The sequence below is a fragment of the Brevundimonas sp. genome, from assembly GCF_035999125.1.
Lineage (GTDB): Bacteria > Pseudomonadota > Alphaproteobacteria > Caulobacterales > Caulobacteraceae > Brevundimonas.
This window is the reverse complement of record NZ_DASYGX010000012.1, coordinates 1-23,234: the sequence shown is the minus strand read 5'-3', so window position 1 is coordinate 23,234 and position 23,234 is coordinate 1. Positions and strand designations below refer to the sequence as shown.

Below are 23,234 nucleotides of genomic sequence, written 5' to 3'. Positions count from 1 at the left end.
CTGAACGGCCCGGGCGGTCTTGGAGCCCCCTCGAGCGTCTTCCTCTTTGCGCGGTCACGCATTGTTTCAGCGGGAAAGACACCCAAGCCGACGCCGCGTCAACCGCAGCACGTTTCAACCCTGCGCGAGGCGGGTCGCGGATCGGACGTGCATTTCGCCCGTCGCCGCGCGTCGTCGGGCGCGCTATCTCACCCCCGTGCAGACCCTCGACCCCGCCCCGCCGAGTCCCGACGGCGCCCGCGTCTCACCGGCCGCGAGCCGGAACGTGGAGCCGATCCTTCGCGTCTTGCGCGCCCACCTGCCCGCTTCGGGGCCGGTGCTGGAAATCGCCTCGGGCACCGGCCAGCACGCCGCCGCCTTCGCCGCCGCCCTGCCCGACATCGACTGGACGCCCAGCGATCCTTCGGCCGAAGCCCGTGCCAGCGTCGAGGCCTGGCGCGGGGACGGCCCGCCGAATCTCGGGCCCAGCCTGCCGATCGACGTGCTGGACGAGGCGACCTGGCCGGACATGACGGTCAAGGCGGTCTTCTGCGCCAACATGATCCACATCGCCCCTAGGGCAGCGACCGAGTCCCTGATGCGGCTGGCCGCCCGCGTCCTGACCCGCCCCGGCGGGCTGCTTGTCCTCTATGGACCGTTCCTGGAAGCCGACGTGGAAACGGCGCCCAGCAATCTGGCCTTCGACGACAGCCTGAAGGCGCGCGATCCGGACTGGGGTCTGCGCGACCGCGACGCGGTCGTGGCCGCCGCATCGGCGCACGGACTCGCCTTCACCCTGCGCAAGCCCATGCCCGCGAACAATCTGATGCTGCTGTTCAGGGCCTGGCCGTGAGCGTCTCGCGCATCCACGACGGCCCCGATCCCGTCCGCCTGAACAAGTTCATGGGCCAGTCCGGCCTCTGCTCGCGGCGCGAGGCGGACGCTCTGATCGCCGAAGGCCTGGTGTCGATCGACGGCGAGACCGTCACCGACGCCGGACGCAAGATCCAACCCGGCCAGACGCTGACGCTGAGCGGCAAGGCGCAGGCGGTTCTCTCGGAAGGCCTGACGATCGTCATGAACAAGCCGGTCGGCTACGTCTCGGGCCAGCCGGAGCCGGGCAAGACGCCTGCGGTTCGCCTGCTCACGGCGGCCAACCGCGTCGGCGAGGACGAGGCGCCGGCCCGCGACGCCTCCCTGCCCCCCATAGGGCGACTGGACGAGGATTCACGCGGCCTTCTGCTGCTGTCTTCGGACGGCGTGGTGGCCAAGGCGGTGATCGGTCCCGAGTCGGAACTGGACAAGGAATATCTGGTGCGGGTCGAGGGCCGGGTCACCGAGACCGCCCTGACCCGGCTGCGCCACGGGCTGGAGCTGGACGGCCGCAAGCTGAAGCCCGCCCGAGTCACCCAGATCGAGCCCCAGCGGCTGCGCTTCGTCCTGAAGGAAGGCCGCAAGCGCCAGATCCGGCGCATGTGCGACCTGGTCGGGCTGGAGGTCACGGACCTGTTGCGCGTGCGCATCGGCCCGCTGCACCTGGACGATCTGCCGGAGGGCCGTTGGCGCGCGCTGACGCCGGACGAGCGCGCCGCGCTGATCGCGGGATCGAAGGCCTAGCCGTTCTCGGCGGCGTCGGCGAACAGACGCGCGATCTCCGCATCGACGTCGCCGGCTCCGGACAGCTCGACCACGGAGACCAGCCGCTCGGACCAGCTCTCGCGCCGCACCGGCGGCGACAGGCGTGGCGAAGCCTCCGGATCGAGCTTCAGTCCAAGCAGCGCCTTCCCGCCCTTCAGCGGTCGCATCGCCGCGAACTGCACGGCGCGGGAAAAGGCCGTGTAGCCCTTGCGCTGGGTCGGCACCACGTCGGCGATGCCCGCCGTGGCCTGCTCGACGGCCTCCAGAATGGACCGCGACCCTGCGTCCCTCCACAGGACGTCGCGCAGGGCCTCAGGCTCGTCCCAGCTGGGCTCACCCTCCGGCGCGCAGGCGGCCAGGATGGTCGAGCCATAGTTCACGCCGACGCCATGCTCGGCTTTCAACCAAGCCAGGCGGGCGCGATGTCCCGTCTGCGGACAGGTCTTCATCACCTCGCGCCACTGGTCCAGCGATCGGCCGGTGCTGGCCGCCAGGCTGGCCTGGACGGAGGCGAACCACTTTCTCTGGCGTTCGGTCAGGACGGGTGAAGTCATGACCCCAGTCTATTTCCTGGCGATCGCGACGGCGAGAGGGAACCTTGACTGGCGCGCGTGCGCTTCACGGTCTCCTCCCCCATTCCCCTCGCATCAGGAGATTTCCTCATGACCGATCAACGCATCCAGGGCGCGGCCGAGCAGTTCGGCGGCAAGGCCAAGACCGGCCTCGGCAAACTGACCGGCGACGCCAAGCTGCAGTTCGACGGCCGCTTCGACGAAGTTAAGGGCAAGGCGCGCGACGCCTATGGCCGGGTCGTCGACGGCCTGGACGGTCTGGTCGCCAAAGCCCCGGTCGAATACCGCGAATATGGCCGCAAGGGCATCGACTTCGCCCGCCGTAAGCCCCTGCTGACCACCGGCATCGTCGCCGGCTTGGCGATCGTGCTGGGCGGCCTGGGCCGCCGCCGCTAAGCGGACACATCTCCGCCGCCGGAAGGCGGTGTGGAGGACAGGCGACGCCAGTCGCCAGAAGGGGGCGTCTCCGTCGGAGCCGCCCCCTTCTCGTACCAGACGCCCCCTTCCTGGCCACTGCGCGGTCGGTCCTCCCCACCCGCCTTCGCGGGCGGAGGAGAGGTGACGTCATGGATCAGTCAGCCCCTTCGTCGGCTTTCTCCGCCGCCCTGGCCGCCGCGCCGGTCAGGGGCGTGACGTCGAAGGCGATCTTGCCGTCCTTCAGCTCGACCTTCACATGGCCGCCCTTGGTCAGGCGTCCGAACAGGATGTCGTCGGCCAGGGGCTTCTTGATGTTTTCCTGGATGACGCGGGCCAGGGGGCGCGCACCGTACAGTTCGTCGAAGCCGTTCTTGGCCAGCCAGTCGTTGGCCTCGTCCGTCAGTTCGATGGTGATGTTGCGATCCGCCAACTGGGCTTCCAGCTGCAGGATGAACTTGGTCACCACCGACTTGATAGTCTCGGAATCCAGCGCCTTGAAGGCCACGATGGCGTCCAGGCGGTTGCGGAACTCCGGCGCGAACAGGCGCTGGATGGCCTTGTCGTCCTCGCCCTCCACCTTGCCGCGGCCGAAGCCGATGGCGGCGCGGGCGTTGTCGGCGGCACCCGCGTTCGTGGTCATGATCAGGACGACGTTTCGGAAATCTACCTTCTTGCCGACCGCGTCGGTCAGCTGGCCGTTATCCATCACCTGCAGCAGGATGTTGTAGACGTCCGGGTGCGCCTTCTCGATCTCGTCCAGCAGGACCACGGCGTGCGGATGCTGGTCCACCGCGTCGGTCAGCAGGCCGCCCTGGTCATGCCCGACGTAGCCCGGAGGCGCGCCGATCAGGCGGCTGACGGTGTGCCGCTCCATGTACTCCGACATGTCGAAGCGCAGCATCTCGATGCCCAGCGTCGCCGCCAGCTGCTTGGCCACCTCGGTCTTGCCGACGCCCGTGGGGCCGGAGAACAGGAAGCAGCCGATCGGCTTGGTCGCGTCGCGCAGGCCGGCACGGGCTAGCTTCATCGCCGCGGACACCTGTTCGATCGCCGCGGACTGGCCGAAGACGACGCGATTCAGGTCGGCCTGCAGTTCCTTCAGGCTCTCGACGTCGGACTTGGAGACCGACTTCGGCGGGATGCGCGCCATCTTGGCGATGACGGCCTCGACCTCCTTCTGGCCGATGACCTTCTTCCGCTTGGATTCGGGCAGAAGCATCTGACTAGCGCCCGCCTCGTCGATCACGTCGATGGCTTTGTCGGGCAACTTGCGGTCGGTCATGTAGCGGGCCGACAGCTCGACCGCCGTGCGGATTGCGGCGTCGGTGTAGCGCAGCTTGTGGTGCCCTTCGTAGCTGGTCTTCAGCCCCTTCAGGATCTTCACCGTGTCCTCGACCGTCGGCTCGTTGACGTCGATCTTCTGGAAGCGGCGGACCAGGGCGCGGTCCTTTTCGAAGTGCTGGCGGTACTCCTTGTAGGTCGTGGAGCCCATGCAGCGCAGCGTGCCCGACGCCAGGGCCGGCTTCAGCAGATTGGACGCGTCCATGGCCCCGCCGGAGGTCGCGCCCGCGCCGATCACGGTGTGGATCTCGTCGATGAACAGGATGGCGTCGTCGTGCGTCTCCAGCTCCTTGACGACCTGTTTCAGCCGCTCCTCGAAGTCGCCGCGATAGCGGGTTCCGGCCAGCAGGGCGCCCATGTCGAGGCTGTAGATGGTCGCGCCCTTCAGCACGTCCGGCACCTCGCCCTTGACGATCTTGCGCGCCAGGCCTTCGGCGATGGCCGTCTTGCCGACGCCCGGGTCGCCGACCAGCAGCGGGTTGTTCTTGGTGCGGCGGCACAGGATCTGGATCGAGCGCTCGACCTCGCCATGACGACCGATCAGGGGATCGATCTTGCCCTTGGACGCCTTGGCGTTCAGATCCACGCAATAGGCCTCCAGCGCCTCTCCGCCCGTCTTGGCGGCGGCGGCGTCCTCAGCGTCCTCCGGCGACTGGCCGGCGGCGCGTGCCGGGCGCGTCTCCCCCGAGCCCGCCTTCTTGGCGATGCCGTGGGCGATGAAGTTGACCGCGTCGTACCGCGTCATGTCCTGCTCCTGCAGGAAATAGGCGGCGTGGCTTTCGCGCTCGCTGAAGATGGCGACCAGGACGTTGGCGCCGGTCACCTCCTCGCGGCCCGAGGACTGGACGTGGATCACCGCGCGCTGGATCACGCGCTGGAAGCCGGCGGTCGGCTTCGCGTCGTCGCCGTCTGCCGTGGCCAGGGCGGCCAGGTCGTTGTCGACGTACAGCGTCAACGCCGCCTTCAGCGCCTGAAGATCGACGTTGCAGGCCGTCATCACGTTCGTGGCGTCCGGGTCGTCGATCAGCGCCAGCAGCAGGTGCTCCAGCGTGGCGTACTCGTGCCGGCGGGCGTTCGCATAGTGAACCGCGCGGTGCAGGGTCTCTTCGAGAGGACGGGAAAACGAGGGCATGGGGAGGTTCCTCTCAATCCTTTTCCATCGTGCATTGCAGGGGGTGCTGGTGACGTCGCGCCGTCTCGATCACCTGGGCGACCTTGGTTTCGGCCACCTCATAGGTGAAGACGCCGCACACGCCGACGCCATGCTGGTGCACATGCAGCATGATGCGGGTGGCCGCCTCACGGTCCTTCTGGAAGAACCGCTCCAGCACGTAGACGACGAATTCCATGGGCGTGTAGTCGTCGTTCAGGATCAGCACCCGGTACAGCGAGGGCTTCTGAAGCTTCGGCTTCGTCTCGGTGACGGTGGCGACCCCCTGGCCGCCTCCCGTCTCTCCTGAACGTCTGGTGGGCATTCGTCGTCCGGTGGGGAGTCGATGGACTAGATGGGGAATGATGGCCTGATTTGAAGACGCGGCAAGTCACAGGTTTTTGCGCGCAAACGAAAAGGCCCCGGCGTCTCCGCCGGGGCCTTCGTGTCTTTCAGGTGCTATCCGCGATCAGCGGGCGGCCTGGAACTTCTCGACCGAGGCGGTGACGCGCTCGTTGATCGGCTTGAAGCTGTCCTTCACCGAGGCGGTGAAGACGTCGGTCATCTTGGTGACTTCCGACAGATAGGCTTCGGTGGCCGACTTGGCCCAGGTCGTCTGCAGCTCGATCAACTCCTGCACCGAGCGGGCCTGCGACATCGACTGAGCGGCGGCGACGTTGCCTTCCCAGGTCTTCTTCGAATAGGCCAGGGCATGCTGCGACAGGGTTTCGACGCCCTTCTGGGCGGCCGTGGCCGACTCGACCAGGGCTTCCAGGTTCTTCTTGCCGTGGGCGTTCAGCTCGGTCATCGAAGCGACGGACTTGTCGACGCCTTCGCGGAAGGCCTGGGCGCCGGCGGCCTGGAACTTCTCGGCCTGGGCTTGAGCCTGCTGGGTCGAGGCCTTCACCTGGGCGGTGGCGGTCTCGACGTTCTTCTTGGCGGCGGCGGTGATGGTTTCGGCGGCGTCGGCCATGTGGGTCTCTCCTGAACTTCGTTGCGGCGTTGGGTCGCCGATCAAGGTCTTCGGCGGGGCGGACCCGCTCGCGAGGCTCATATGGTGCAAGTGCGAACGCGGGTCAAGGGATTTTTGTGCACCGCAACATCGCGCGTATGGCGAAGCCGTTCAAATCTCCGTTGACGTGCCGTTAAGGACCACGAAACTGAAGCGCGTCATGTTAGCCCTCGCGTGGCCGGGGGGCGTCCGGGCGACCGGAAGCAGCGGAAGTGAGTGAGCGATGGCCTTGATCCTGCGTCGAACGCTGGCGGTCTTTTCCATCCTGTTGACCCTGTCGCTGACCGCGGCGCCCGCGGCGACGCCGGTCGTGGCTCAGGAGAATCTGCGATACGCCGCCATCGTGATCGACGCCGAGTCGGGCGAGGTCATGTTCGCGCGCCACGCCGACGCGCGCCGCTATCCCGCCTCCATCACCAAGGTGATGACCCTCTATCTGGTCTTCGAGGCGCTGGAGCAGGGCAAGATCAAGCTGGACGACGTGATCCGAGTCTCGCCCCATGCCGCTGGCCAGCCGCCGTCGAAACTGGGGTTGGCCGCCGGCCAGACGATCACGGTCGAGGACGCCATCCTGGCCACCGCCATCCGGTCGGCCAACGACATGGCCGTGGCGCTGGCCGAGCACGTCGCGGGGTCGCACACCCGCTTCGCCGCCATGATGACGCTGAAGGCCGAGGAGCTGGGCATGACCCAGACCCGGTACGCCAACGCCAACGGCCTGCCCGACAGCCGCCAGCTGACCAGCGCGCGCGACCTGGCCCTCCTGTGCCGGGCCCTGCTGCGGGACTTCCCCCAACATTACCGCTTCTTCGGGGTGAACAGCTGGTTCTACGGCGGGCGCGAGTACCGCAACACCAACGGCCTGCTGAATTCCGGGCAGGGTTATGACGGGATCAAGACCGGCTTCACCAACGCCTCGGGCTACAATCTGGCCGCCTCGGCGGTCCGCGACGGGCGGCGGATCATCACCGTCGTGCTGGGCGGTCGATCGACCGCCTCGCGCAATGAGCACGTGGCGGAACTGATGACGACCGGCTTCGAAGTCGCGTCGCGGCGTCGCGGCGGCGAGCGGATCGAGGTGGCCCAGACCTTCTTCGAGCAGCGCGGATTCGGCATAGGGCCGGAACCTGCCGAGGGCGGCGTGCTCTACGCCTCGCTCCCCGGCGACTCCACGGCCGGCAGCCGGGCCGAGCCTGAGGACTCCGATGTCCGCCTGGTCTCCGCGCCGGCGCCCCGGTCGGACCGCACGGCGGAGCTGAACCGCCAGCCCACCCCGCCGCCCGCCGCCCAGCGACGCCCGCCCGCCCGCCCCGCCGCGCCTGAGGGCCGCTGGTCGGTCCAGGTCGGCGCCTTCCGCGACGAGACGGTGGCACGCGACTGGCTGGACGAGGTCAACCGCCGCTTCCGCAGCCAGTTCTCCGGCGCCGAGCGTCGGGTCATGAGCGCCTCGGGCTGGTGGCGCTCGCGCTTCACCGGCATGACCGAGGAGGCCGCCCGCGCCGCGTGCGAGGCCCTGTCGGCGCGCAACGTCACCTGCCAAGTCGTGCGCCCGGACTGATCTTCCGGCCAAGCTTGACGCTCCGGACGGGCATGGCGAAGGTCGCCGCCCTTGCCCCTTCCGCTGTCGAGAGAGTGACCCGATGACGCGCGCCCGCCCCACCCTGCTCGTGGCCGCCTGCGTCGCGGCGCTGATGACGGCCGGCGCCGCCGGCTCGGCCTCCGCCCAGGCCCAGGCCGGCCTGCAGAGCCTGCCTCGCGACATCCCGGCCATCCCGACCCCGACCGCCGAGCGCTTCCCGGGCGTGATCCGGCACGAGGTCGACGCCACCGATCTGGACCGCAAGGTCGTCCGCGTGCGCCAGACCATTCCCGTGCCCGCCGCCGGCCCGATGACGCTGCTCTATCCCAAGTTCCTGCCCGGCAACCACGCGCCGACCGGACCGATCCAGCTGATCGCCGGCCTGACGGTGACCGGGAACGGCCAGAGGATCGAGTGGCTGCGCGACACCATCGACCCCTATGCCTTCCATCTCGACGTGCCGGCGGGCATCCGCGAAATCGAGGTGTCGTTCCAGTGGCTGACCCAGCCGGAGAACAGCACCTGGCGCGTCGTGATGACGCCCGACGTGTCGAACCTGCAATTCGAGAAGGCCATTCTCTATCCCGCGGGCTATCGCCACTCGGGCATCATGGTGCAGACCTCGGTGCAGTTGCCGGAAGGCTGGAACTACGGCGTCGCCCTGGACACTCGCTCGTTCGAGGACGGTCTGGCCGTTTTCGAGCCGATCGATCTGGAAATGCTGGCCGACAGCCCGATGTTCGCCGGCCGCAACCATCGCGTCGTCGATCTGGATCCGGGCGGCCGCTCGCCGGTGCGTCTGCACATTCTGGGCGACACGCCGGCGTCGATCGCGATCACCGACGAGCAACTGGCGGGCTTCCGCAACATGGTGGTCCAGGCCGACCGCCTGTTCGGCACGCGGCCCTTCGACCGATATGAGTTCCTGCTGGCCAACTCCAACCAGCTGGGCGGGATCGGGCTGGAGCATCACCGCTCCAGCGAGAACGCGGTGCCGGCCAACTTCTTCCAGGAATGGACCATCTATCACGGGGCCCGCACCCTGCTGCCGCACGAGTACGTCCATACCTGGAACGGCAAGTTCCGCCGCCCCGCCGACCAGATCACGCCGAACCTGAACACCCCGGTGCAGAACACCCTGCTGTGGGTCTATGAGGGCCTGACCGAATACTGGGGCGAGGTCCTGGCCACGCGCGCCGGCCTGACCACGCCGGAAGAGGCGATCGTCAACATCGCCGGCCAGGCCGCCTTCTACGAAAACCAGCCCGGGCGCGAGTGGCGCGCGCTCCAGGACACCACCAACCACAACCTTCTGGGATACCGCACCGTCACGCCTTGGTCGTCGTGGATGCGCGGCACGGGCGACTATTACCGCGAGGCTCTGCTCGTCTGGCTGGACGTGGACTCCAAGATCCGCGAGCTGACCGGCGACCGGCGCTCGCTGGACGACTTCGCCCGCGGCTTCCACGGCATCCAGGACGGGGTGTGGGAGGCGACGCCCTACACCTACAACGGCGTGATCGAGGCGCTGACCGCGGTGGCGCCCTACGATTGGGACGGCTTCCTGCGCGCGCGGCTCGACGCCGTCGGGCCCGAGGCCAAGGCGCCGCTGGAGGGTCTGCAGCGTTCGGGCTGGCGGCTGATCTACGTCGATCAGCCGACGGAGGTGGAGCAGTACGTCAACGGCTCGGGCGGCGGCGACTTCCAGTACTCGCTGGGCTTCAACCTGTCGGGCACGCGCATCACCAACGTCCTCTGGGGCGGCCCGGCGTATGAGGCCGGCATCGGCACGGGCTGGTCTCTGGCCAGCGTCGACGGACAGCCCGGCAACGCCGCGAACCTGGCCGCCGCGATCACCGCCTCAAAGGGGAACGACCGGCCCATCAGCGTGGTCATCCGCAACGGATCACGCGAGCGGACGATCCAGTTCGACTACCACGACGGCCTGCGCTACCCGCGCCTTGAACGCATCCCCGGCACGCGCGATCGCCTCAGCGAGATCTTGGCGCCGAGAACCGACTAGGCGGCGTCAGCCGCCCAGCGCGTCGATGACCAGGGCTGCGGTCTCTCCGCCGGAAAAGTTCTGCTGGCCGGTGATCAGATTGCCGTCCCGCACGGCGAAGCCGCGCCACAGGCCGCCCTGGACATAGTTGGCGCCCTGGGCCTTCAGCCGGTCCTCGATGCGCCAGGCCATCAGGTGCGTGCCGCGGGGCAGCAGGCCATAGTCCCAGACGGCACGGTCGGCGAAATCCTCCTCGACGTTGGCGAAGCCGGTCACCGTGCGCCCCTCGACCAGCGGCCGACCCCCGGGCGTGCGGCAGAAGGCCAGGACTGCCGTGCCGTGACACAGGGCACAGGCGACCTTGCCCGCCTCGTGAAAGGCTTGAAACACGGCATGCAGGCCGGTGGCAGCCTCGAAGCTGACCATGGGCGACTGGCCGCCCGCCACAACGATGGCGTCGAACCGATCCAGCGTGATCTCCGCGACGGGCCGCGTGGTCTCGACCAAGGCGACCAAGGCTGGAGTGGCGATGAAGCCCATAGAGATCAAATCGCCGGCGGAATAGCCGCCGGGATCGCGCGGGTCGCTCATGGCGTCGGCCTCGCACCGGCCGCCGTCCGGCGAGAACAGCTCCACCTCATAGCCGCGCTCGGCGAAGGCATGCCACGGGTGGGTCAGCTCGCTCCACCAGAAGCCCACGGGCCAGCCCGTGACGGGCGACGTCGAGGGATTGGCGATCACCAGGGCGATGCGCCTTCGGCGCGCGGGATCGACGGGATTGACGTCCTTCAGGCTCATGTCGTCGCTCCTTGCGGGGAGACGGATTTCAGATCATCCCTGTCATGCACGCCAGTGCAATCATCGGGACTCTGACATGCATGAAACTGCAGTCCGACGCTTGGATCCCAGCCTTCTGCTGCTGTTCCAGGAGGTTTATCGCGGCGGCAAGCTGGCCGGAGCGGCGAAGCGGCTGAACCTGTCGCCTTCGGCCGCCAGTCACGGGCTGACGCGGTTGCGACTGGCGCTGGGCGACGATCTGTTCGAGCGGCTTCCGCATGGAATGCGGCCGACGCAGCGCGCCCATGCCCTTGCGCCACGGATCACCGCCGTCCTCGAGGCCCTTGGTGACCTCTGCGTGCCCCAACCCGCTTTCGATCCGGCCAACAGTGATCGCCGGTTCCGCCTGTCGGCCCTGGACTCGACAGCCTCCCTGCTGCTGCCCGACCTGATCGGTCACATCCGCCGTCTCGCCCCCGACGTCGTGCTGACCACCCAGGCCCTGCCGAGAGACGCCATGGCGGCGGCGGTGCTGGACGGGCGGATCGACCTGGGTCTTGGTCACCTGTGGAAGGCGACGCCGGGACTGCGCATCACGCCTCTGGGCGAGGAGACCTATGCCGTCGTGCGCCGGACGGCGTTCGACGCGGCGCCCACGCTGGAGGATTATCTGGCCGAGCGGCACCTGCTGGTGTCGCAGGACGGCGAGCCCTCGGGGATCGTCGACTTCACGTTGCGACGCCTGGGCGCGCGACGGACCGTGGCCGCGACGGCCCCGAACTTCTTCGTGGCCCTGGCCGTGGCCGCCCGGACCGACCTTATGCTGACGCTTCCGCGACGCTTCGCCGAGAAGTGGGCGGACGCGTTCGGCCTGGCCGTCGCCGCTCCGCCGATCGCGGTGCGAAGCTTTTCACCGTCACTCATTTCGGCCGACCGGATCGACCGCGATCCCGGGGCGATGTGGCTGCATGAGGCCCTTCTGGAGTGCGCCGCCGGCCTTTACCAGCACTCCCGCGGCTTCGGCGTGGATTCCAGTTCGGCATAGCGCGTGGAGCATGTCGTCTCGACCACGTCCGGGTCCAGCGCTTCCAGTTCCGCCCGGAGGGCGACGAGGTCGGCCAGCAGTTTGTCGTCGTCCGGCAGCCCCTCGGGCGTCTTGTGCAGGCAGCGGCTCATGTCGAACATGACCACCGCCATCGACTTGCACTGCAGCGGCATGCCGTCGAGCACCTGGATCGCCTTGGCCGAGGTCATGGGCGGCTCGGGCAGCGGCGCCCGCTTGGGCGGCACGACCGTGGCGGGGTCGGGAATCTCCACCCCCTGATCGCAGGCGGCGAGGGACGCCAGCACGGCGGCCGCCAGAAGCGTACGGATCATGAGCCGGCCCCTCCTCCGGCCCAGCCTAACCCGGCGACGTCGGGGCGCAACCCGGGCTGCGCCCGCACGGCAGCCGACGCGCTCAGGTCAGCAGCTTGACCAGCTCTTCCGCCACGCTTTCCGACGACGCCGGGTTCTGGCCCGTCACCAGCTTGCCGTCGGCCACGACATGCGAGACCCAGTCCGGCCCACGGGTGTAGTCGCCGCCGTTGGTCTTCAGCATGTCTTCCACCAGGAAGGGCACGACGTCGGTCAGGCCCACGGCCTCTTCCTCGCTGTTGGTGAAGCCCGCGACGCGGCGACCCTTGACCAGCAACTCGCCGTCGGGGCCTCGTACGCTCTTCAGCACGCCCGGCGCATGGCAAACGGCTCCGATCGGCTTGTCGGCGCGGGCGAAGGCTTCGATCAGGGCGATCGAGGTCGCGTCTTCGGCAAGGTCCCAGAGCGGGCCGTGGCCGCCGGGATAGAAGACGGCGTCGAAGTCCGACGCGTCGACGTCCGCCAGCGGTGTGGTCGAGGCCAGGGCTTGCTGAGCCGCCTCGTCCTGCTTGAACCGCTCGGTCGCCGCTGTCTGGGCGTCCGGCTCGTCGCTCTTGGGGTCCAGCGGCGGCTGGCCGCCCCTGGGCGAGGCCAGCACGATCTGCGCGCCGGCGTCCTTCAGCGCGTAGTAGGGCGCCGCGAACTCCTCCAGCCAGAAGCCGGTCTTCTTGCCGGTGTCGCCCAGCAGGTCATGCGAGGTGAGCACCATCAGGATCTTCATGGGGAGGGCCTTTCGTTCGGGAGCCCACAGGTGGGGCGCGACGGGTCGACCCGCCAGCGGGGCCGAACGAAAGAAGGGCCCGATGGTTTCCCATCGGGCCCGTCGTTCCGCTTTCCGCGCGAGGCGGAAAGACCGGCAGACCTTACTTGATCTGGACCTTGGCGCCGGCCTCGGTCAGCTTCTTGGCGACTTCGTCGGCCTGCTGCTTCGAGACGTTCTCGACGACGTTCTGCGGAGCGCCTTCGACCAGGTCCTTGGCTTCCTTCAGGCCCAGGTCCGAACGGACGCCGCGGACTTCCTTGATCACGTTGATCTTCTTGTCGCCGCCGTCGATCAGGACGACGGTGAACTCGGTCTGCTCTTCAGCAGCTTCGGCCGGAGCGCCGCCGCCGGCGCCGCCGGTCGGCATGGCCATGGCCACCGGAGCGGCGGCGCTGACGCCCCACTTTTCTTCCAGCAGCTTGGACAGTTCGGCGGCTTCCAGCACGGTCAGCTTGGACAGGTCTTCGACGATTTTGGCGAGATCGGCCATGTTTTCAGTTCCTTCGGAGGATGTTGGTTTGAGGAGATGCGGAGATGGAGAAGCGGCTTACGCCGCGTCCTTGGTGGCGTAGGCGTTGAACACCCGGGCCAGCTGGCCGGCCGGGGCCTGGACGACGCCGGCGATCTTGGTCGCGGGGGCGTTCAGCAGACCCAGCAGCGAGGCGCGGATCTGGTCCAGCGACGGCAGCTTGGAGAGGGTTTCGACACCCTTGGCGTCCAGCACCTTGTCGCCCATGAATCCGCCCTGGACGACGAACTTGTCGTTGGCCTTGGCGAATTCGGCGGTCACCTTGGCGGCCGTCACCGCGTCGGGGGCGAAGGCGATGCCCACCGGACCCTTGAACAGGGGGTGGTAGTCGCTGCCCTCTTCGGCTTCGAGCGCCTTCAGCGCCAGGCGGTTCTTGACCACCTTGAACGCGCCGCCGGCGGTACGCAGCCGGCCGCGCAGGTCTTCCATTTCCGCAACGGTCAGACCCAGGTTGTGGGTCACGACCACGGCGCCGGCGTCGGCGAAGACGCCCTTCAGCGTCTCGATCGACTCGGCCTTTTGTGCGCGGTCCATTGCGGTCTCCAGTCTTGGTTTCACCGCCGGGGTCATTCCCGACGGCAAGATGGCCAAAGCGCCGCGCGTCGCCGCGAGACGTTCAGGCCGGTAGCGATGTCCGAAGGAAGCGCACGCCCGCTTCGCACGAAGCGAAGGGGATCGTCTGCGACCCATCTCCCCACGGCGCCGGGGGGGCTCCCCGACATTTATGGCGTGGGTGGCCCCCACGCCCCGAAGTTCTCGGACAGGACCGTCACGGGCGGACCCGTCACGGCAAGGCGCGCTCCATACACAGGCGCACGCGGAAACTCAAGGGCGGGGCTTCATTTGCCGGAGGACGAGATGATCGGGGGCGCATCGCACGCGAAGGCGGCGCAGTATTTCGCCTCGATCTCGGCGCTCATGGTCTCCGCCGCCTCATAAAAATGCTCGTCCATGTCGACCTGAAGCGCCACCTGCTTGCGCGCCAGGGATCGGCCCAGGGGCGAGCTGTAGAAGGCGATCCCGGCGTTGAGTTCCTCATCCGTCATGCTGGCGGCATAGCGGGGCGCCAGAAGGTCGATCAGCCGGTTCATGAAAGCGTCGAAGAACACCGGGACGTTGGCGCGGTACCAGGCGCGCTGCTCCGGCGTCATGCCGTCGTCCGCCGCAAGCTGCTCCTCGATCACGCCCTCGATCATCGGGCGAAGGTCATCGCCCATAGACAGACGGATGTAGCGCTCGGCCAGTGCGGTGCGATCGGCCAGGTCGCGGTCCTGAGCCGAAACCGGCTGGGCGGACAGCAAGGCCACGACGACGGCGAACAGGATCAGAACAATTCGCATGGCCGGCCCCTCCACCTCGCATCTTGTCGCGCGCATCGGCCAAGGACAAGTTCATGCGGGACGCGCCACACGCGAAAACGGCGGGGATGGCTCCCCGCCGTTTCCCTTGACGTCGCTGGTCGACCGCGATCAGGCGCCCAGCGAGGCCGGGTCCACCTTCACGCCCGGGCCCATCGTGGACGACAGGCTGATGCGTTTCACATAGGTGCCCTTGGCGCCCGACGGCTTGGCCTTGACCAGGGCGTCGACGATCGCCTTGACGTTGGCTTCCAGGGCGTCCTGGGCGAACGAGGCCTTGCCGATGCCGGCGTGGACGATGCCCGCCTTCTCGACGCGGAACTCGACGGCGCCGCCCTTGGCGTCCTTGACCGCCTGGCCGACGTTCGGGGTCACGGTGCCGACCTTGGGGTTCGGCATCAGGCCGCGCGGGCCCAGCACCTTGCCCAGACGCCCGACCAGACCCATCAGGTCCGGCGTGGCGATGACGCGGTCGAAGTCCATGAAGCCGCCGTTGATCTTCTCAAACAGGTCGTCGGCGCCGACGACGTCGGCCCCGGCCGCGCGGGCCTCGTCGGCCTTGGCGTCCTTGGCGAAGACGGCGACGCGGACGTCGCGGCCCGTGCCCGACGGCAGGTTGACCACGCCGCGGACCTGCTGGTCGGCGTGACGCGGGTCGACGCCCAGGTTGACGGCGATCTCGATCGACTCGTCGAACTTGGCCTTGGCGTTGTCCTTCACCGCCTTGATGGCGTCGGCGTACGGCAGGAGGGCGTCGCGGTCGCCGGTCCAGGCCTGGATGCGCTTGGCTTGCTTGGCCATGACTTACTTCTCCACCACGTTCAGGCCCATGGCGCGCGCCGAGCCTTCGATGATCTTGGCGGCCTGCTCCAGGTCGTTGGCGTTCAGGTCCTTCATCTTCTTCTCGGCGATCTCGCGCAGCTGGGCGCGGGTGATCTTGCCGACGGTTTCGCGGCCGGTCAGCTTGGCGCCCGACTTCAGGCCGGTGGCCTGCTTCAGATACCAGGTCGCCGGCGGCGTCTTGGTGATGAAGGTGAACGACTTGTCCTGATAGACGGTGATGACGGTCGGAAGCGGGGTGCCCTTGGCTTCCTTCTCGGTGCGCGCGTTGAACTCCTTGCAGAAGCCCATGATGTTCACGCCGCGCTGACCCAAGGCCGGGCCGATGGGCGGCGAGGGCGTCGCGGAGCCCGCGGGCACCTGCAGCTTGATGTAGCCGAGAATCTTCTTGGCCATCGGTCTCTCCTATGAAGCGGCGAACTCAATCGCCACGGATGAGCCGTGGTGCGGCATGGCGGCCTCCCACGGATTTGCCCTCATCGCTGAGGGAGGCGGGCCAGTATCAGAGGCGCCGCCCAAAAGCAAACGGCGGCCCGCAGGCCGCCGTTCAGAGCCCTGTACGCTCGGGGCTCAGCCCGAGACCTTCTCCACCTGGCCGTATTCCAGATCGACCGGGGTGGGACGCCCGAAGATCGACACGGCGACGCGCAGGCGGGCGGCGTCCTCGTCCACGCTCTCCACCTGGCCGTCGAAGCTGGCGAAGGGGCCGTCGACCACCTTGACCGTCTCGCCGATGTCGAAGCGGATGGTGGGCTTGGGACGCTCCACGCCCTCCTCCACCGCGCCGATGATGTTCTGAACCTCACGCTCGGAGACCGGCAGGGGCTTGGTGCCGCCCGCCGCGCCCAGGAAGCCGGTGACCTTCGGCGTGTTCTTGACCAGGTGATAGGCGTCGTCGGTCATCTCCATCTTCACCAGCACGTAGCCGGGGAAGAATTTCCGCTCGGAGTTCACCTTGCGGCCGCGACGGACCTCCACGACGTCCTCAGTCGGGACCAGGATTTCGGAGAAGTTTTCGGCCAGCCCCTGGCGGGCCGCCTGCTCGCGCAGCTGCTCGGCGACCTTCTTCTCGAAGTTCGAATAGGCGTGGACGATGTACCACTTGTGCCGCGGATTGGCGGCGGCTTCGGGCGCTGCGTCGGTCATGGCGCTCTTTTTCTTATGAGCCGATGGAGATGATGCGTTCGATGCTCCAGCCCAGGGCCAGATCGACGAGCCAGAAGAAGACGGCGGCGATCAGCACCATGATGAAGACCATCACCGAGGTGATCCAGGTCTCCTTGCGGCTGGGCCACACGATCTTGCGCCCTTCGGCGCGGACCTGGCTGAGGAACTGCATGGGCGAGGTGCGGACCTTGGGCTCGGTCGGCTCCACCGTCACCGTGCCGCCGGACGCGGAAGCGCCCTGGGCCTTGGCGCCGGTGCGGCGGCCGGGGAACTTGGACTTGGCCATCTGTGCTCAGGGTCTCTTTCGAACGCTTGATCCTGTCCCCGCAGATGGGGAGGCCCAGGCTGCGGGAACAGGGGGAGAAATGGCAGGAGTTGGGGGACTCGAACCCACGACCCCCGGTTTTGGAGACCGGTGCTCTACCAGCTGAGCTAAACTCCTAGACAAATCACGCCGCCTCCGGACACGCCGGAGAGGTGGTCTTCGCCAGACGCGGGGCTATGCCCCACCCCGCCCGTGATTTCAAGGGCGAAGGCCGCGTCGCGGCGGCCTCACTCCTGATGCTCCGCCACCGCCCGCGCCTCGTCCTCCGCCTTCACCACCTGGCGGAACAGCAGCTTGTCGATGCGGCGGTCGTCCATGTCGATGACCTCGACCTCGAACCGCCCCAACTGCAGCATCTCGCCCTCGCCGGGCACGCGCGACAGTTCGTGCAGCACCAGACCGGCCACGGTGTGGAAGCCCTCGGCCTCGCCGAAATCCTCGCCCAGCTCGTCCGACAGCTCCTCAAGATCGGTCTGGCCGTCGACCAGCCATGTGCCGTCCTCGCGCTTGCGGATCATGGCCTCGGCCTCATCGTGACCCTCGTCGAAGTCGCCGGCGATCATCTCCAGCAGGTCCGTCGCCGTCACCACGCCCTCGAAGGCGCCGAACTCGTCCACCAGAAAGGCCATGTGGACCTTGGACGACTTCATGATCTCCAGCGCCTTCAGGACGCTGGTCGACTGGGGGATGAAGGCCGGGGTCTGAACCAGGGTCTCGACGTTGAACTCGCCGTTGTCCAGAAGGCTGTCCAGAAGATCCTTCTTGTGGACGACGCCCAGGGGGTTGTCGACGTCGTTCTCCCGCGCCACCACGATCCGCGAATAGGGACAGGTGCGGATTTCCTCGCGCAGCTGCTCCTCGGTGTCGTCCAGGGCGATCCAGAACACTTCGTGCCGCGGCGTCATGGCCACGCGGATGGGGCGGTCGCCCAGGGTCAGGATCTCCTCGATCATCTCCTGCTCCTCCGGCTCGATCAGGCCGGCGGAGGTGCCCTCGGCGATCATCGTCTCCACCTCCTCCTGCGTCACGTCGGACCCGTCGCGGTCCTTGACGCCCATGATCTTGAGGATGCCGGAGGTGGAAGCGGTCAGCAGCACAACGAAGGGATGCAGCACGATGGCCAAGGTGGAGATCGGCGCCGCCATCTTGGCCGCGATGGATTCCGGAAAGATCAGCGCCAGCCGCTTGGGCACCAGTTCACCGACGATCAGCGACACATAGGTGATGAAGACCACGACGACAGCGGTGGAGGCGATCTCCGACCACGCCGCGGCGCTCGGGAACGCCGCCTCGATCATGCGGTTCAGCTCGCCCGCGATCGCCGCCTGGCCATAGGCGCCGGCCAGAATGCCGATCAGCGTGATCCCGACCTGCACGGCCGACAGGAAGTGCGTGGGTTCCTCCGCCAGCTTCAGCGCCGCGCGGGCCCCCCGGTCGCCCTTCTCGGCCCGGCTCTGCAGCTTCGACTTGCGCGAGGAGACGACCGCCAGCTCGGTCATGGCGAACAGGCCGTTGAGCACCACGAGGAGCAGAACGACGACGATGGCGACGGCTAACATCTAGGGGGAGAGACCCGGCGCGGCGCGACGGTCGGCGTCCGCAATTCGCATCTATATGACGACGGCGCGTCGCACGCCATGGATTCGTCAGTCGCGGTCGGAACCGCCCACGTCGCCGGATCCATACCAGCCGCCCTGCCCGTTCGCGGACGGCGCCATGGCGCACGCGCTGGCCCCGATCAGGGTGCCGATGAACAGACCGAGGCGAAGCGCCTTCATCATGGTTGCCGAAATCCTAACGAACCGGAAGCGAACGCTAGGCGCGCCGGCGGGGTTCCTGGCAAGCGCGCACGCCGGGCGGGGGGCCGGTTAACCGCGTCCTTCGCGCGGCCGGGGAACGTGACGGCGGATCGGCGGGTTAGGGGCGGCATGTTCCGTTTCGCCTGCGCCGCCTCCGCCCTCGCCCTGACCCTCGCCGCTTGCGGCGCTCCCGAATCCGAACCGGCCGAGCCCACCCCCGCCCCGGCGCCGGCCCCAAGCCCTGCGCCCGCGACCCTGGACGTCGCCGCCATCGAAGCCGCCGCGCCGCCCGCGACGTGGGCTCCGGCGACCGCGTCCGCCGAGGCCCCCGCGCGACCGGACCCCGGGCTGATCCGCCTTCAGATCCTGCTTGATCGCTCCGCCTTCTCGCCGGGCGTCGTCGACGGCCTGCCGGGCGACAACACACGTCGCGCCGTCGCCGCTTGGCGCGAGGCCGCCGGCCTGCCCGGCGACGCGCCCGACGCCGCCATGCTCGAGGCGCTGGTGCAGGCCCACGGCGGGCCGGTGCTGCGGCGCGTCGTCCTGACCCAGGCCGACGTCGCCGGCCCGTTCGACCCGCCCGCCGGCGAGGATCTGTCGGAAACCGCGCGCAACGGCGTCGGCTTCACCAGCGCGCTGGAGCGCATCGCCGAGCGCTTCCACGTCACGGAGGCTCTGCTTCGGGCCCTGAACCCCGGCGTCGACTTCCGCCGCGCGGGCGTGGAGATCGTCGTTCCCGCCGTCTCCGACGCCGCCCTGCCGGCCGTCGCGCGCATCGTCGTGGACAAGTCGGAGACGTCGCTGCGCGCCTTCGACGCCGACGGGAGACTGATCGCCTTCTATCCCGCCACCATCGGATCGGCCCGGCGGCCGGCCCCGTCCGGGACCCTCCGCGTCCTCGGCGTCGCGCCCGAGCCGGACTACACCTACGATCCCGCCAAACTCAGCTACGACCGGGGCGACCGGAAGGTCGTCGTGCCGCCGGGGCCGAACAATCCGGTCGGAACCGTCTGGATCGACCTGTCCGCCGACAGCTACGGCATCCACGGCACCCCCGACCCGTCCAAGGTGGCCAAGACGGCGTCGAACGGCTGCGTCCGCCTGACCAATTGGGACGCCGAACAGCTGGCGACCGCGGTGAAGCCCGGCGTGACGGCGGAATTCCGTTAAGGCGGTCTTGCCTGTAGCCGTGCCGCCCCGTCTTCTACGCCGAGAGGACGACATGACGGATTACAGCAGACAGCTCGCCTACATCGCCAAGACCGAAGACGCCAAGGAACTGCGTCAGTTGGTTGATCGCGCGCGAGCGCTCGGCGCGAAGCCGGTCGAAGAAGCCGCCTTCCGAAAAATGGTCACGCTTGGCATCGACCACGAGGCTGGGTCGGTCGAGCACGACTTTTGGGTCACCGTGAACGCTTTCGAAGCCGACCTGAAGCAGGAGCGCGGCAAGACGGTCCGCCTCGGCCGTACCAGGCAGAAGGTCGCGCGTGACGGCGTGGTCAAGACGCTGGCGGACTGGGCCATCAAGCCGCCGACGGACGGCTTTCACATGCTGCTGGAACGCGACCTTCCGGAGTTGCTCGGCGAGGCGATCGTGATGCGACACGCCGACCGGTTCGAACCCGATGTGGTCGAGGCGGCACGCGCTCGACTGATCGACGCGGGAGTCGACATGGAACGGGTCATGCGGGGCTGACGCCGCGCATTCTGCCGCCTCAATACCCGTATCCGTAGTCGCCCCGACGCGGCACGCGCTCATAGCCGTAGCGGCCGTCGCGGTTGTAGCCGCCGAAGCCGTAGCCGCAGGGATCGTCCCGCTCCGACAGCTGGTTGCCGATCAGGCCGCCGGCGATGGCCCCGATGGCCGCGCCCTCCTCCCGGTTGCCCTCGCCCGCGATCGCCGCCCCGGCGAGGGCGCCCAGCGCCGCCCCCGACGCCGTGGCGTACTGCCGGTTCTCCCAGTAATCCCGCTCGCACTGCGAGGCGTAGTCGTCGCCGGTGGAGGCGCACGCCGCCAGCAGCAGGGGTGAACACAGGGCCAGTCCGGTCAATAGGCTGCGCATCGTCGATCCTCCAGAGCTTCGTCTGGACGTCAACGTGACGTCACGCGCGCATGTTCCCTTGGGCCGGTCACCCCGTCGTGAGCCAACGCAACAGGGCGAGGCCGCCGACGATGGCGAACCAGACGAACCAGTTGAGGTTCGCCGTGCCGTTCCGGCTGGACTTGACCATCTTCCCGTTCCGGAAGTGGACGGCGAAGCTGACGCCGTTCAGGCCCATCGCCCGGGTCTCGAAGTCGCGATAGTCCTCGGTTCGGGTCGCCGGCAGCACGCTTTCCGGGGCCTCGACCGAAAGCACGTGGCGCCCTTGCGTCCGCGTCGGCCAGGCCAAGCTGGACTGGACGCGAAGGCCGGCGGGCCCCTCGACGGTCTTGCGCCATGCGACGCTCTTCATCGGGACGGGAAAGTTCAGAACCCGCACGGTTTCCACCCGGCGCGGCGTTCCCAGCGCCAGAGGTTCACGGCGACGGTCCGGACCGATCGGCGGGAGCGTCGGTCCGACGACGTCGTCCCGCGATTGAAAGAACAGGCCTGGCGCCCCTTCCTGGCGGGCGTAGGGGCGCTCCACCTCATACCGTTCCGTCAGCGTCAGCACGTTGGCGCGCGGATCATCTCGCCGCTCGAACGGACTGAGTTCCCGCAGCGGCGAGCGCAGCTCGCCTTCCAGACCTTCCCGCAGCTTCCGGCGGACGCCCTCCTCGCCCTCGTTGGCGATCCAGCGGCGCATGCCGTCCGCGCGCCAGCCGCGATAGGTGGTCGTCAGAACCAGATCCGCCGGAAGGGTCTCCCGACGCGCAAAGGTCCAGACCTCCTCGGTCTCGCACACGGTTTCCATCCGCGGGCGCGGCATGGCCTCCAACCCGGCGCCTCGCACGAGCGGCAGCGCATGATGGAAGTCGGCCTGGGTCAAATGCGCCAGATCGCCCGCCTGGGGCGACGACGTCGGGTCCAGCCAGAAAGCCCGATCGCCGATCCGGACCCGCACGATGCAATGGTCGAACGCGGTCACATTGGGCGGCGCATGGAGAAGGTCGTCCCCAATGACCGTGTTGACCAAGGCGCAGTCGGCCTGCAGGCCCAGCGCGCGCAAGACCGCCGTCAGCGTCAACGAGGCGTCCTTGCAGTCCCCGTAGCGCGCGCGCCAGATGGTCTCCACAGGGCGGGGGCGATATCCGCCGTCCCCCACGCTGACCGAATGATAGCGCAGCGAATCCTGCACCAGCCGAAGCCCCTGAACCGCTCGAACCGCCGGGTCGGCGTGCGACGCCGAAATCCGGGCCACCGCTTCGGCCAGGTCGGCGGGCATTTCCGCCGCGGGTTGGTAAAGGTCGTGAAAGACGTCGGCCACCTGGCCCCACGTCAGCCTGTCCGCCACCTGGATGCTGGCGTAGCCGACGTAGGAGGGCGGCGACCTCGGTTCCGGCACATATGGCGGCAGGTCCACGGCGCGCCAGTCCAGCACGCGCACGTCTCCATCGCGCGTTTCCACCGGATCCTTCGCGCCGCCGAACTTGCGGATGGTCAGCGGACGATCCGGCGCCACCCGCAGCGTGCAGCGCGTCTCCACCACCGGGTCCGACCACTGAAGCACGAACCACCACGAAAAAAGGCCGCGCAGAACCGGATTGGCGCCCACGATGGAATAGGCCGTCTCGACCACGTCCCCTTCACGGACGTCCGGTATCGCCATGTGGGCGGTCATCCGGCCGTCGTAGACGGCCCGCTCCAGGTTGAGCTCGCGCTGGATCAACTGGAAGGCCTCGGGCGCGCAGGCGTCCCGAATGTTGCCATCTCGATGGACACGAACCGCATGCACGACCAGGCGCTCATGGTGGGGATCGAAGACCACGTCGATCCGCGCCGCGGTTTGCAGTCCGTCGCTTCCGGTCACCTGAACGACCGACCGATGCGTGTGCACCGGCTGTGGCCCCGTCTGATCCGACTGAGCATAACTCAGCCAGTGACACACGCCGCGGGCACTGAGCGCTCGTGGATCGCGGCCGCCCTGCACGAAAGGCGACATGTCGAACGTCGTTGGCGGGGGGCCGAACTCCACCCCTCCGCGCCGCGGCTCTTCCGTCCCATTCACCACGCGACGCACTCCCCCGTTCGATCCTTCATAAGCCGGACCCGTCGGAGTTGAGAAGTGCGCGCGCGCCCAAAGCGAAACCCCCGCCGGATCGCTCCGACGGGGGTTCCTCATGCTTGGCCTATGCTCGCCTCGCGGAGGCTTGCGTCCCCGCTTTCGCGGGGATGACGGCCATGGCTCTTACGCGATGATCTTCGACACGACGCCGGCGCCGACGGTGCGGCCGCCTTCGCGGATGGCGAAGCGGAGCTTCTCTTCCATGGCGATCGGGGTGATCAGTTCGACGGTCAGCTCGGCGTTGTCGCCGGGCATGATCATCTCCACGCCTTCCTTCAGGTGCACGATGCCGGTCACGTCGGTCGTGCGGAAGTAGAACTGCGGGCGGTAGTTGGTGAAGAACGGGGTGTGACGCCCGCCCTCC

General features: G+C 68.3%; 26 protein-coding genes, 1 tRNA gene and 1 pseudogene. 8 read left to right on the top strand and 20 right to left on the bottom strand.

Annotation, left to right across the window (positions count from 1 at the left end; genetic code table 11):
- Positions 1-196 precede the first annotated feature (196 nt).
- On the top strand, positions 197-832 hold the full coding sequence (locus VGN45_RS10850; protein WP_327462299.1) for a DUF938 domain-containing protein: 636 nt from the start codon (positions 197-199) through the stop codon (positions 830-832).
- Positions 829-1,596, top strand: a complete 768-nt coding sequence (locus VGN45_RS10845; protein WP_327462297.1) for a pseudouridine synthase — start codon at positions 829-831, stop codon at positions 1,594-1,596. Before VGN45_RS10850 ends, VGN45_RS10845 begins: the two co-directional genes overlap by 4 nt.
- Here VGN45_RS10845 and VGN45_RS10840 read toward each other — a convergent pair.
- A complete protein-coding gene (locus tag VGN45_RS10840; RefSeq protein WP_327462294.1) occupies positions 1,593-2,171 on the bottom strand; it encodes a DUF4287 domain-containing protein in 579 nt (192 codons plus the stop codon). The genes VGN45_RS10845 and VGN45_RS10840 overlap by 4 nt on opposite strands.
- Before the next feature lie 108 nt (positions 2,172-2,279).
- Between VGN45_RS10840 and VGN45_RS10835 the strand changes: the two genes are divergently transcribed.
- A complete protein-coding gene (locus VGN45_RS10835) occupies positions 2,280-2,585 on the top strand; it encodes a CsbD family protein (protein WP_327462292.1) in 306 nt (101 codons plus the stop codon).
- Positions 2,586-2,760: 175 nt separating this feature from the next.
- On the opposite strand, the gene clpA is transcribed toward VGN45_RS10835, so the two are convergent.
- From clpA to VGN45_RS10820, 3 genes are all read right to left on the bottom strand, one after another.
- Positions 2,761-5,079 carry an ATP-dependent Clp protease ATP-binding subunit ClpA gene (gene clpA, locus VGN45_RS10830; RefSeq protein WP_327462290.1) on the bottom strand — a complete coding sequence of 773 codons (2,319 nt, stop codon included), beginning with the start codon at positions 5,077-5,079 and terminating at the stop codon, positions 2,761-2,763.
- A 13-nt stretch (positions 5,080-5,092) separates the two neighbouring features.
- On the bottom strand, positions 5,093-5,422 hold the full coding sequence (clpS, locus tag VGN45_RS10825; RefSeq protein ID WP_327462287.1) for an ATP-dependent Clp protease adapter ClpS: 330 nt from the start codon (positions 5,420-5,422) through the stop codon (positions 5,093-5,095).
- 144 nt (positions 5,423-5,566) lie between these two features.
- A complete protein-coding gene (locus VGN45_RS10820; protein WP_327462285.1) occupies positions 5,567-6,070 on the bottom strand; it encodes a TIGR01841 family phasin in 504 nt (167 codons plus the stop codon).
- 262 nt (positions 6,071-6,332) lie between these two features.
- Between VGN45_RS10820 and VGN45_RS10815 the strand changes: the two genes are divergently transcribed.
- Both VGN45_RS10815 and VGN45_RS10810 read left to right on the top strand, forming a co-directional pair.
- Entirely contained in the window at positions 6,333-7,667 is a 1,335-nt protein-coding gene (locus tag VGN45_RS10815) for a serine hydrolase (RefSeq protein ID WP_327462283.1), read from the top strand.
- 82 nt (positions 7,668-7,749) lie between these two features.
- Entirely contained in the window at positions 7,750-9,711 is a 1,962-nt protein-coding gene (locus tag VGN45_RS10810; protein ID WP_327462281.1) for a peptidase M61, read from the top strand.
- Between the two features lie 6 nt (positions 9,712-9,717).
- On the opposite strand, the gene VGN45_RS10805 is transcribed toward VGN45_RS10810, so the two are convergent.
- Entirely contained in the window at positions 9,718-10,488 is a 771-nt protein-coding gene (locus VGN45_RS10805) for a type 1 glutamine amidotransferase domain-containing protein (RefSeq protein WP_327462279.1), read from the bottom strand.
- 100 nt (positions 10,489-10,588) lie between these two features.
- On the opposite strand from VGN45_RS10805, the gene VGN45_RS10800 reads away from it, so the two are divergent.
- Positions 10,589-11,512: a LysR family transcriptional regulator gene (locus VGN45_RS10800; protein WP_327462277.1), complete on the top strand. Its 924-nt coding sequence runs from the start codon at positions 10,589-10,591 to the stop codon at positions 11,510-11,512.
- Here the strand turns inward: VGN45_RS10800 and VGN45_RS10795 are convergent.
- The 12 genes from VGN45_RS10795 to VGN45_RS10740 all read right to left on the bottom strand — a co-directional run bounded on the left by VGN45_RS10795 (position 11,467) and on the right by VGN45_RS10740 (position 18,646).
- A complete protein-coding gene (locus VGN45_RS10795) occupies positions 11,467-11,844 on the bottom strand; it encodes a hypothetical protein (RefSeq protein WP_327462275.1) in 378 nt (125 codons plus the stop codon). The two genes, VGN45_RS10800 and VGN45_RS10795, sit on opposite strands and share 46 nt — an antisense overlap.
- 82 nt (positions 11,845-11,926) lie before the next feature.
- On the bottom strand, positions 11,927-12,604 hold the full coding sequence (locus VGN45_RS10790; protein WP_327462273.1) for a type 1 glutamine amidotransferase domain-containing protein: 678 nt from the start codon (positions 12,602-12,604) through the stop codon (positions 11,927-11,929).
- A gap of 142 nt (positions 12,605-12,746) precedes the next feature.
- The gene (gene rplL / locus VGN45_RS10785; RefSeq protein WP_327462271.1) at positions 12,747-13,136 is read right to left on the bottom strand and encodes a 50S ribosomal protein L7/L12; all 390 of its coding nucleotides are present in this window, start codon (positions 13,134-13,136) and stop codon (positions 12,747-12,749) included.
- 57 nt (positions 13,137-13,193) lie between these two features.
- A complete protein-coding gene (rplJ, locus tag VGN45_RS10780) occupies positions 13,194-13,709 on the bottom strand; it encodes a 50S ribosomal protein L10 (RefSeq protein ID WP_327462269.1) in 516 nt (171 codons plus the stop codon).
- A gap of 305 nt (positions 13,710-14,014) precedes the next feature.
- Positions 14,015-14,515, bottom strand: coding sequence for a DUF2059 domain-containing protein (locus VGN45_RS10775; RefSeq protein ID WP_327462267.1), 501 nt, complete (start codon positions 14,513-14,515; stop codon positions 14,015-14,017).
- Between the two features lie 129 nt (positions 14,516-14,644).
- Positions 14,645-15,334 (bottom strand): 50S ribosomal protein L1, encoded by a 690-nt coding sequence (gene rplA / locus VGN45_RS10770; protein WP_327462266.1) that lies wholly within the window; start codon positions 15,332-15,334, stop codon positions 14,645-14,647.
- Between the two features lie 3 nt (positions 15,335-15,337).
- On the bottom strand, positions 15,338-15,769 hold the full coding sequence (rplK, locus tag VGN45_RS10765; protein ID WP_327462264.1) for a 50S ribosomal protein L11: 432 nt from the start codon (positions 15,767-15,769) through the stop codon (positions 15,338-15,340).
- Positions 15,770-15,943: 174 nt separating this feature from the next.
- Positions 15,944-16,519 (bottom strand): transcription termination/antitermination protein NusG, encoded by a 576-nt coding sequence (nusG, locus tag VGN45_RS10760; RefSeq protein WP_327462262.1) that lies wholly within the window; start codon positions 16,517-16,519, stop codon positions 15,944-15,946.
- Between the two features lie 13 nt (positions 16,520-16,532).
- A complete protein-coding gene (secE, locus tag VGN45_RS10755) occupies positions 16,533-16,826 on the bottom strand; it encodes a preprotein translocase subunit SecE (protein ID WP_327462260.1) in 294 nt (97 codons plus the stop codon).
- Between the two features lie 80 nt (positions 16,827-16,906).
- Positions 16,907-16,982: transfer RNA gene (locus VGN45_RS10750), tRNA-Trp, on the bottom strand.
- 110 nt (positions 16,983-17,092) lie between these two features.
- Positions 17,093-18,424 carry a hemolysin family protein gene (locus VGN45_RS10745; protein WP_327462258.1) on the bottom strand — a complete coding sequence of 444 codons (1,332 nt, stop codon included), beginning with the start codon at positions 18,422-18,424 and terminating at the stop codon, positions 17,093-17,095.
- 87 nt (positions 18,425-18,511) lie between these two features.
- Entirely contained in the window at positions 18,512-18,646 is a 135-nt protein-coding gene (locus tag VGN45_RS10740) for a hypothetical protein (protein ID WP_327462256.1), read from the bottom strand.
- A 147-nt stretch (positions 18,647-18,793) separates the two neighbouring features.
- Here VGN45_RS10740 and VGN45_RS10735 point away from each other — a divergent pair, with 147 nt between their 5' ends.
- On the top strand, positions 18,794-19,834 hold the full coding sequence (locus VGN45_RS10735) for a L,D-transpeptidase (protein WP_327462254.1): 1,041 nt from the start codon (positions 18,794-18,796) through the stop codon (positions 19,832-19,834).
- Positions 19,835-19,886: 52 nt separating this feature from the next.
- Positions 19,887-20,360, top strand: a complete 474-nt coding sequence (locus VGN45_RS10730; RefSeq protein ID WP_327462252.1) for a hypothetical protein — start codon at positions 19,887-19,889, stop codon at positions 20,358-20,360.
- 19 nt (positions 20,361-20,379) lie between these two features.
- Here VGN45_RS10730 and VGN45_RS10725 read toward each other — a convergent pair whose 3' ends face one another.
- From VGN45_RS10725 to tuf, 3 genes and pseudogenes are all read right to left on the bottom strand, one after another.
- Positions 20,380-20,727, bottom strand: coding sequence for a YMGG-like glycine zipper-containing protein (locus tag VGN45_RS10725; RefSeq protein ID WP_327462250.1), 348 nt, complete (start codon positions 20,725-20,727; stop codon positions 20,380-20,382).
- 67 nt (positions 20,728-20,794) lie between these two features.
- Positions 20,795-22,747, bottom strand: coding sequence for a DUF3857 domain-containing protein (locus tag VGN45_RS10720; RefSeq protein ID WP_327462247.1), 1,953 nt, complete (start codon positions 22,745-22,747; stop codon positions 20,795-20,797).
- Between the two features lie 246 nt (positions 22,748-22,993).
- A pseudogene (tuf, locus tag VGN45_RS10715) lies at positions 22,994-23,234 on the bottom strand (elongation factor Tu); the annotation flags it as partial.

Bases quoted from the DNA above. Each gene is read 5' to 3' on its own strand.
- VGN45_RS10745 (WP_327462258.1), bottom strand. From the start codon at position 18,424: ATGTTAGCCGTCGCCATCGTCGTCGTTCTGCTCCTCGTGGTGCTCAAC.
- secE (WP_327462260.1), bottom strand. From the start codon at position 16,826: ATGGCCAAGTCCAAGTTCCCCGGCCGCCGCACCGGCGCCAAGGCCCAG.
- clpA (WP_327462290.1), bottom strand. From the start codon at position 5,079: ATGCCCTCGTTTTCCCGTCCTCTCGAAGAGACCCTGCACCGCGCGGTT.
- VGN45_RS10725 (WP_327462250.1), bottom strand. From the start codon at position 20,727: ATGCGCAGCCTATTGACCGGACTGGCCCTGTGTTCACCCCTGCTGCTG.
- VGN45_RS10790 (WP_327462273.1), bottom strand. From the start codon at position 12,604: ATGAAGATCCTGATGGTGCTCACCTCGCATGACCTGCTGGGCGACACC.
- VGN45_RS10775 (WP_327462267.1), bottom strand. From the start codon at position 14,515: ATGCGAATTGTTCTGATCCTGTTCGCCGTCGTCGTGGCCTTGCTGTCC.
- VGN45_RS10805 (WP_327462279.1), bottom strand. From the start codon at position 10,488: ATGAGCCTGAAGGACGTCAATCCCGTCGATCCCGCGCGCCGAAGGCGC.
- rplK (WP_327462264.1), bottom strand. From the start codon at position 15,769: ATGGCCAAGAAGATTCTCGGCTACATCAAGCTGCAGGTGCCCGCGGGC.
- VGN45_RS10795 (WP_327462275.1), bottom strand. From the start codon at position 11,844: ATGATCCGTACGCTTCTGGCGGCCGCCGTGCTGGCGTCCCTCGCCGCC.
- VGN45_RS10820 (WP_327462285.1), bottom strand. From the start codon at position 6,070: ATGGCCGACGCCGCCGAAACCATCACCGCCGCCGCCAAGAAGAACGTC.
- rplL (WP_327462271.1), bottom strand. From the start codon at position 13,136: ATGGCCGATCTCGCCAAAATCGTCGAAGACCTGTCCAAGCTGACCGTG.
- VGN45_RS10740 (WP_327462256.1), bottom strand. From the start codon at position 18,646: ATGATGAAGGCGCTTCGCCTCGGTCTGTTCATCGGCACCCTGATCGGG.
- VGN45_RS10730 (WP_327462252.1), top strand. From the start codon at position 19,887: ATGACGGATTACAGCAGACAGCTCGCCTACATCGCCAAGACCGAAGAC.
- VGN45_RS10835 (WP_327462292.1), top strand. From the start codon at position 2,280: ATGACCGATCAACGCATCCAGGGCGCGGCCGAGCAGTTCGGCGGCAAG.
- clpS (WP_327462287.1), bottom strand. From the start codon at position 5,422: ATGCCCACCAGACGTTCAGGAGAGACGGGAGGCGGCCAGGGGGTCGCC.
- VGN45_RS10815 (WP_327462283.1), top strand. From the start codon at position 6,333: ATGGCCTTGATCCTGCGTCGAACGCTGGCGGTCTTTTCCATCCTGTTG.
- nusG (WP_327462262.1), bottom strand. From the start codon at position 16,519: ATGACCGACGCAGCGCCCGAAGCCGCCGCCAATCCGCGGCACAAGTGG.
- VGN45_RS10735 (WP_327462254.1), top strand. From the start codon at position 18,794: ATGTTCCGTTTCGCCTGCGCCGCCTCCGCCCTCGCCCTGACCCTCGCC.
- VGN45_RS10840 (WP_327462294.1), bottom strand. From the start codon at position 2,171: ATGACTTCACCCGTCCTGACCGAACGCCAGAGAAAGTGGTTCGCCTCC.
- rplJ (WP_327462269.1), bottom strand. From the start codon at position 13,709: ATGGACCGCGCACAAAAGGCCGAGTCGATCGAGACGCTGAAGGGCGTC.
- rplA (WP_327462266.1), bottom strand. From the start codon at position 15,334: ATGGCCAAGCAAGCCAAGCGCATCCAGGCCTGGACCGGCGACCGCGAC.
- VGN45_RS10720 (WP_327462247.1), bottom strand. From the start codon at position 22,747: ATGTCGCCTTTCGTGCAGGGCGGCCGCGATCCACGAGCGCTCAGTGCC.
- VGN45_RS10810 (WP_327462281.1), top strand. From the start codon at position 7,750: ATGACGCGCGCCCGCCCCACCCTGCTCGTGGCCGCCTGCGTCGCGGCG.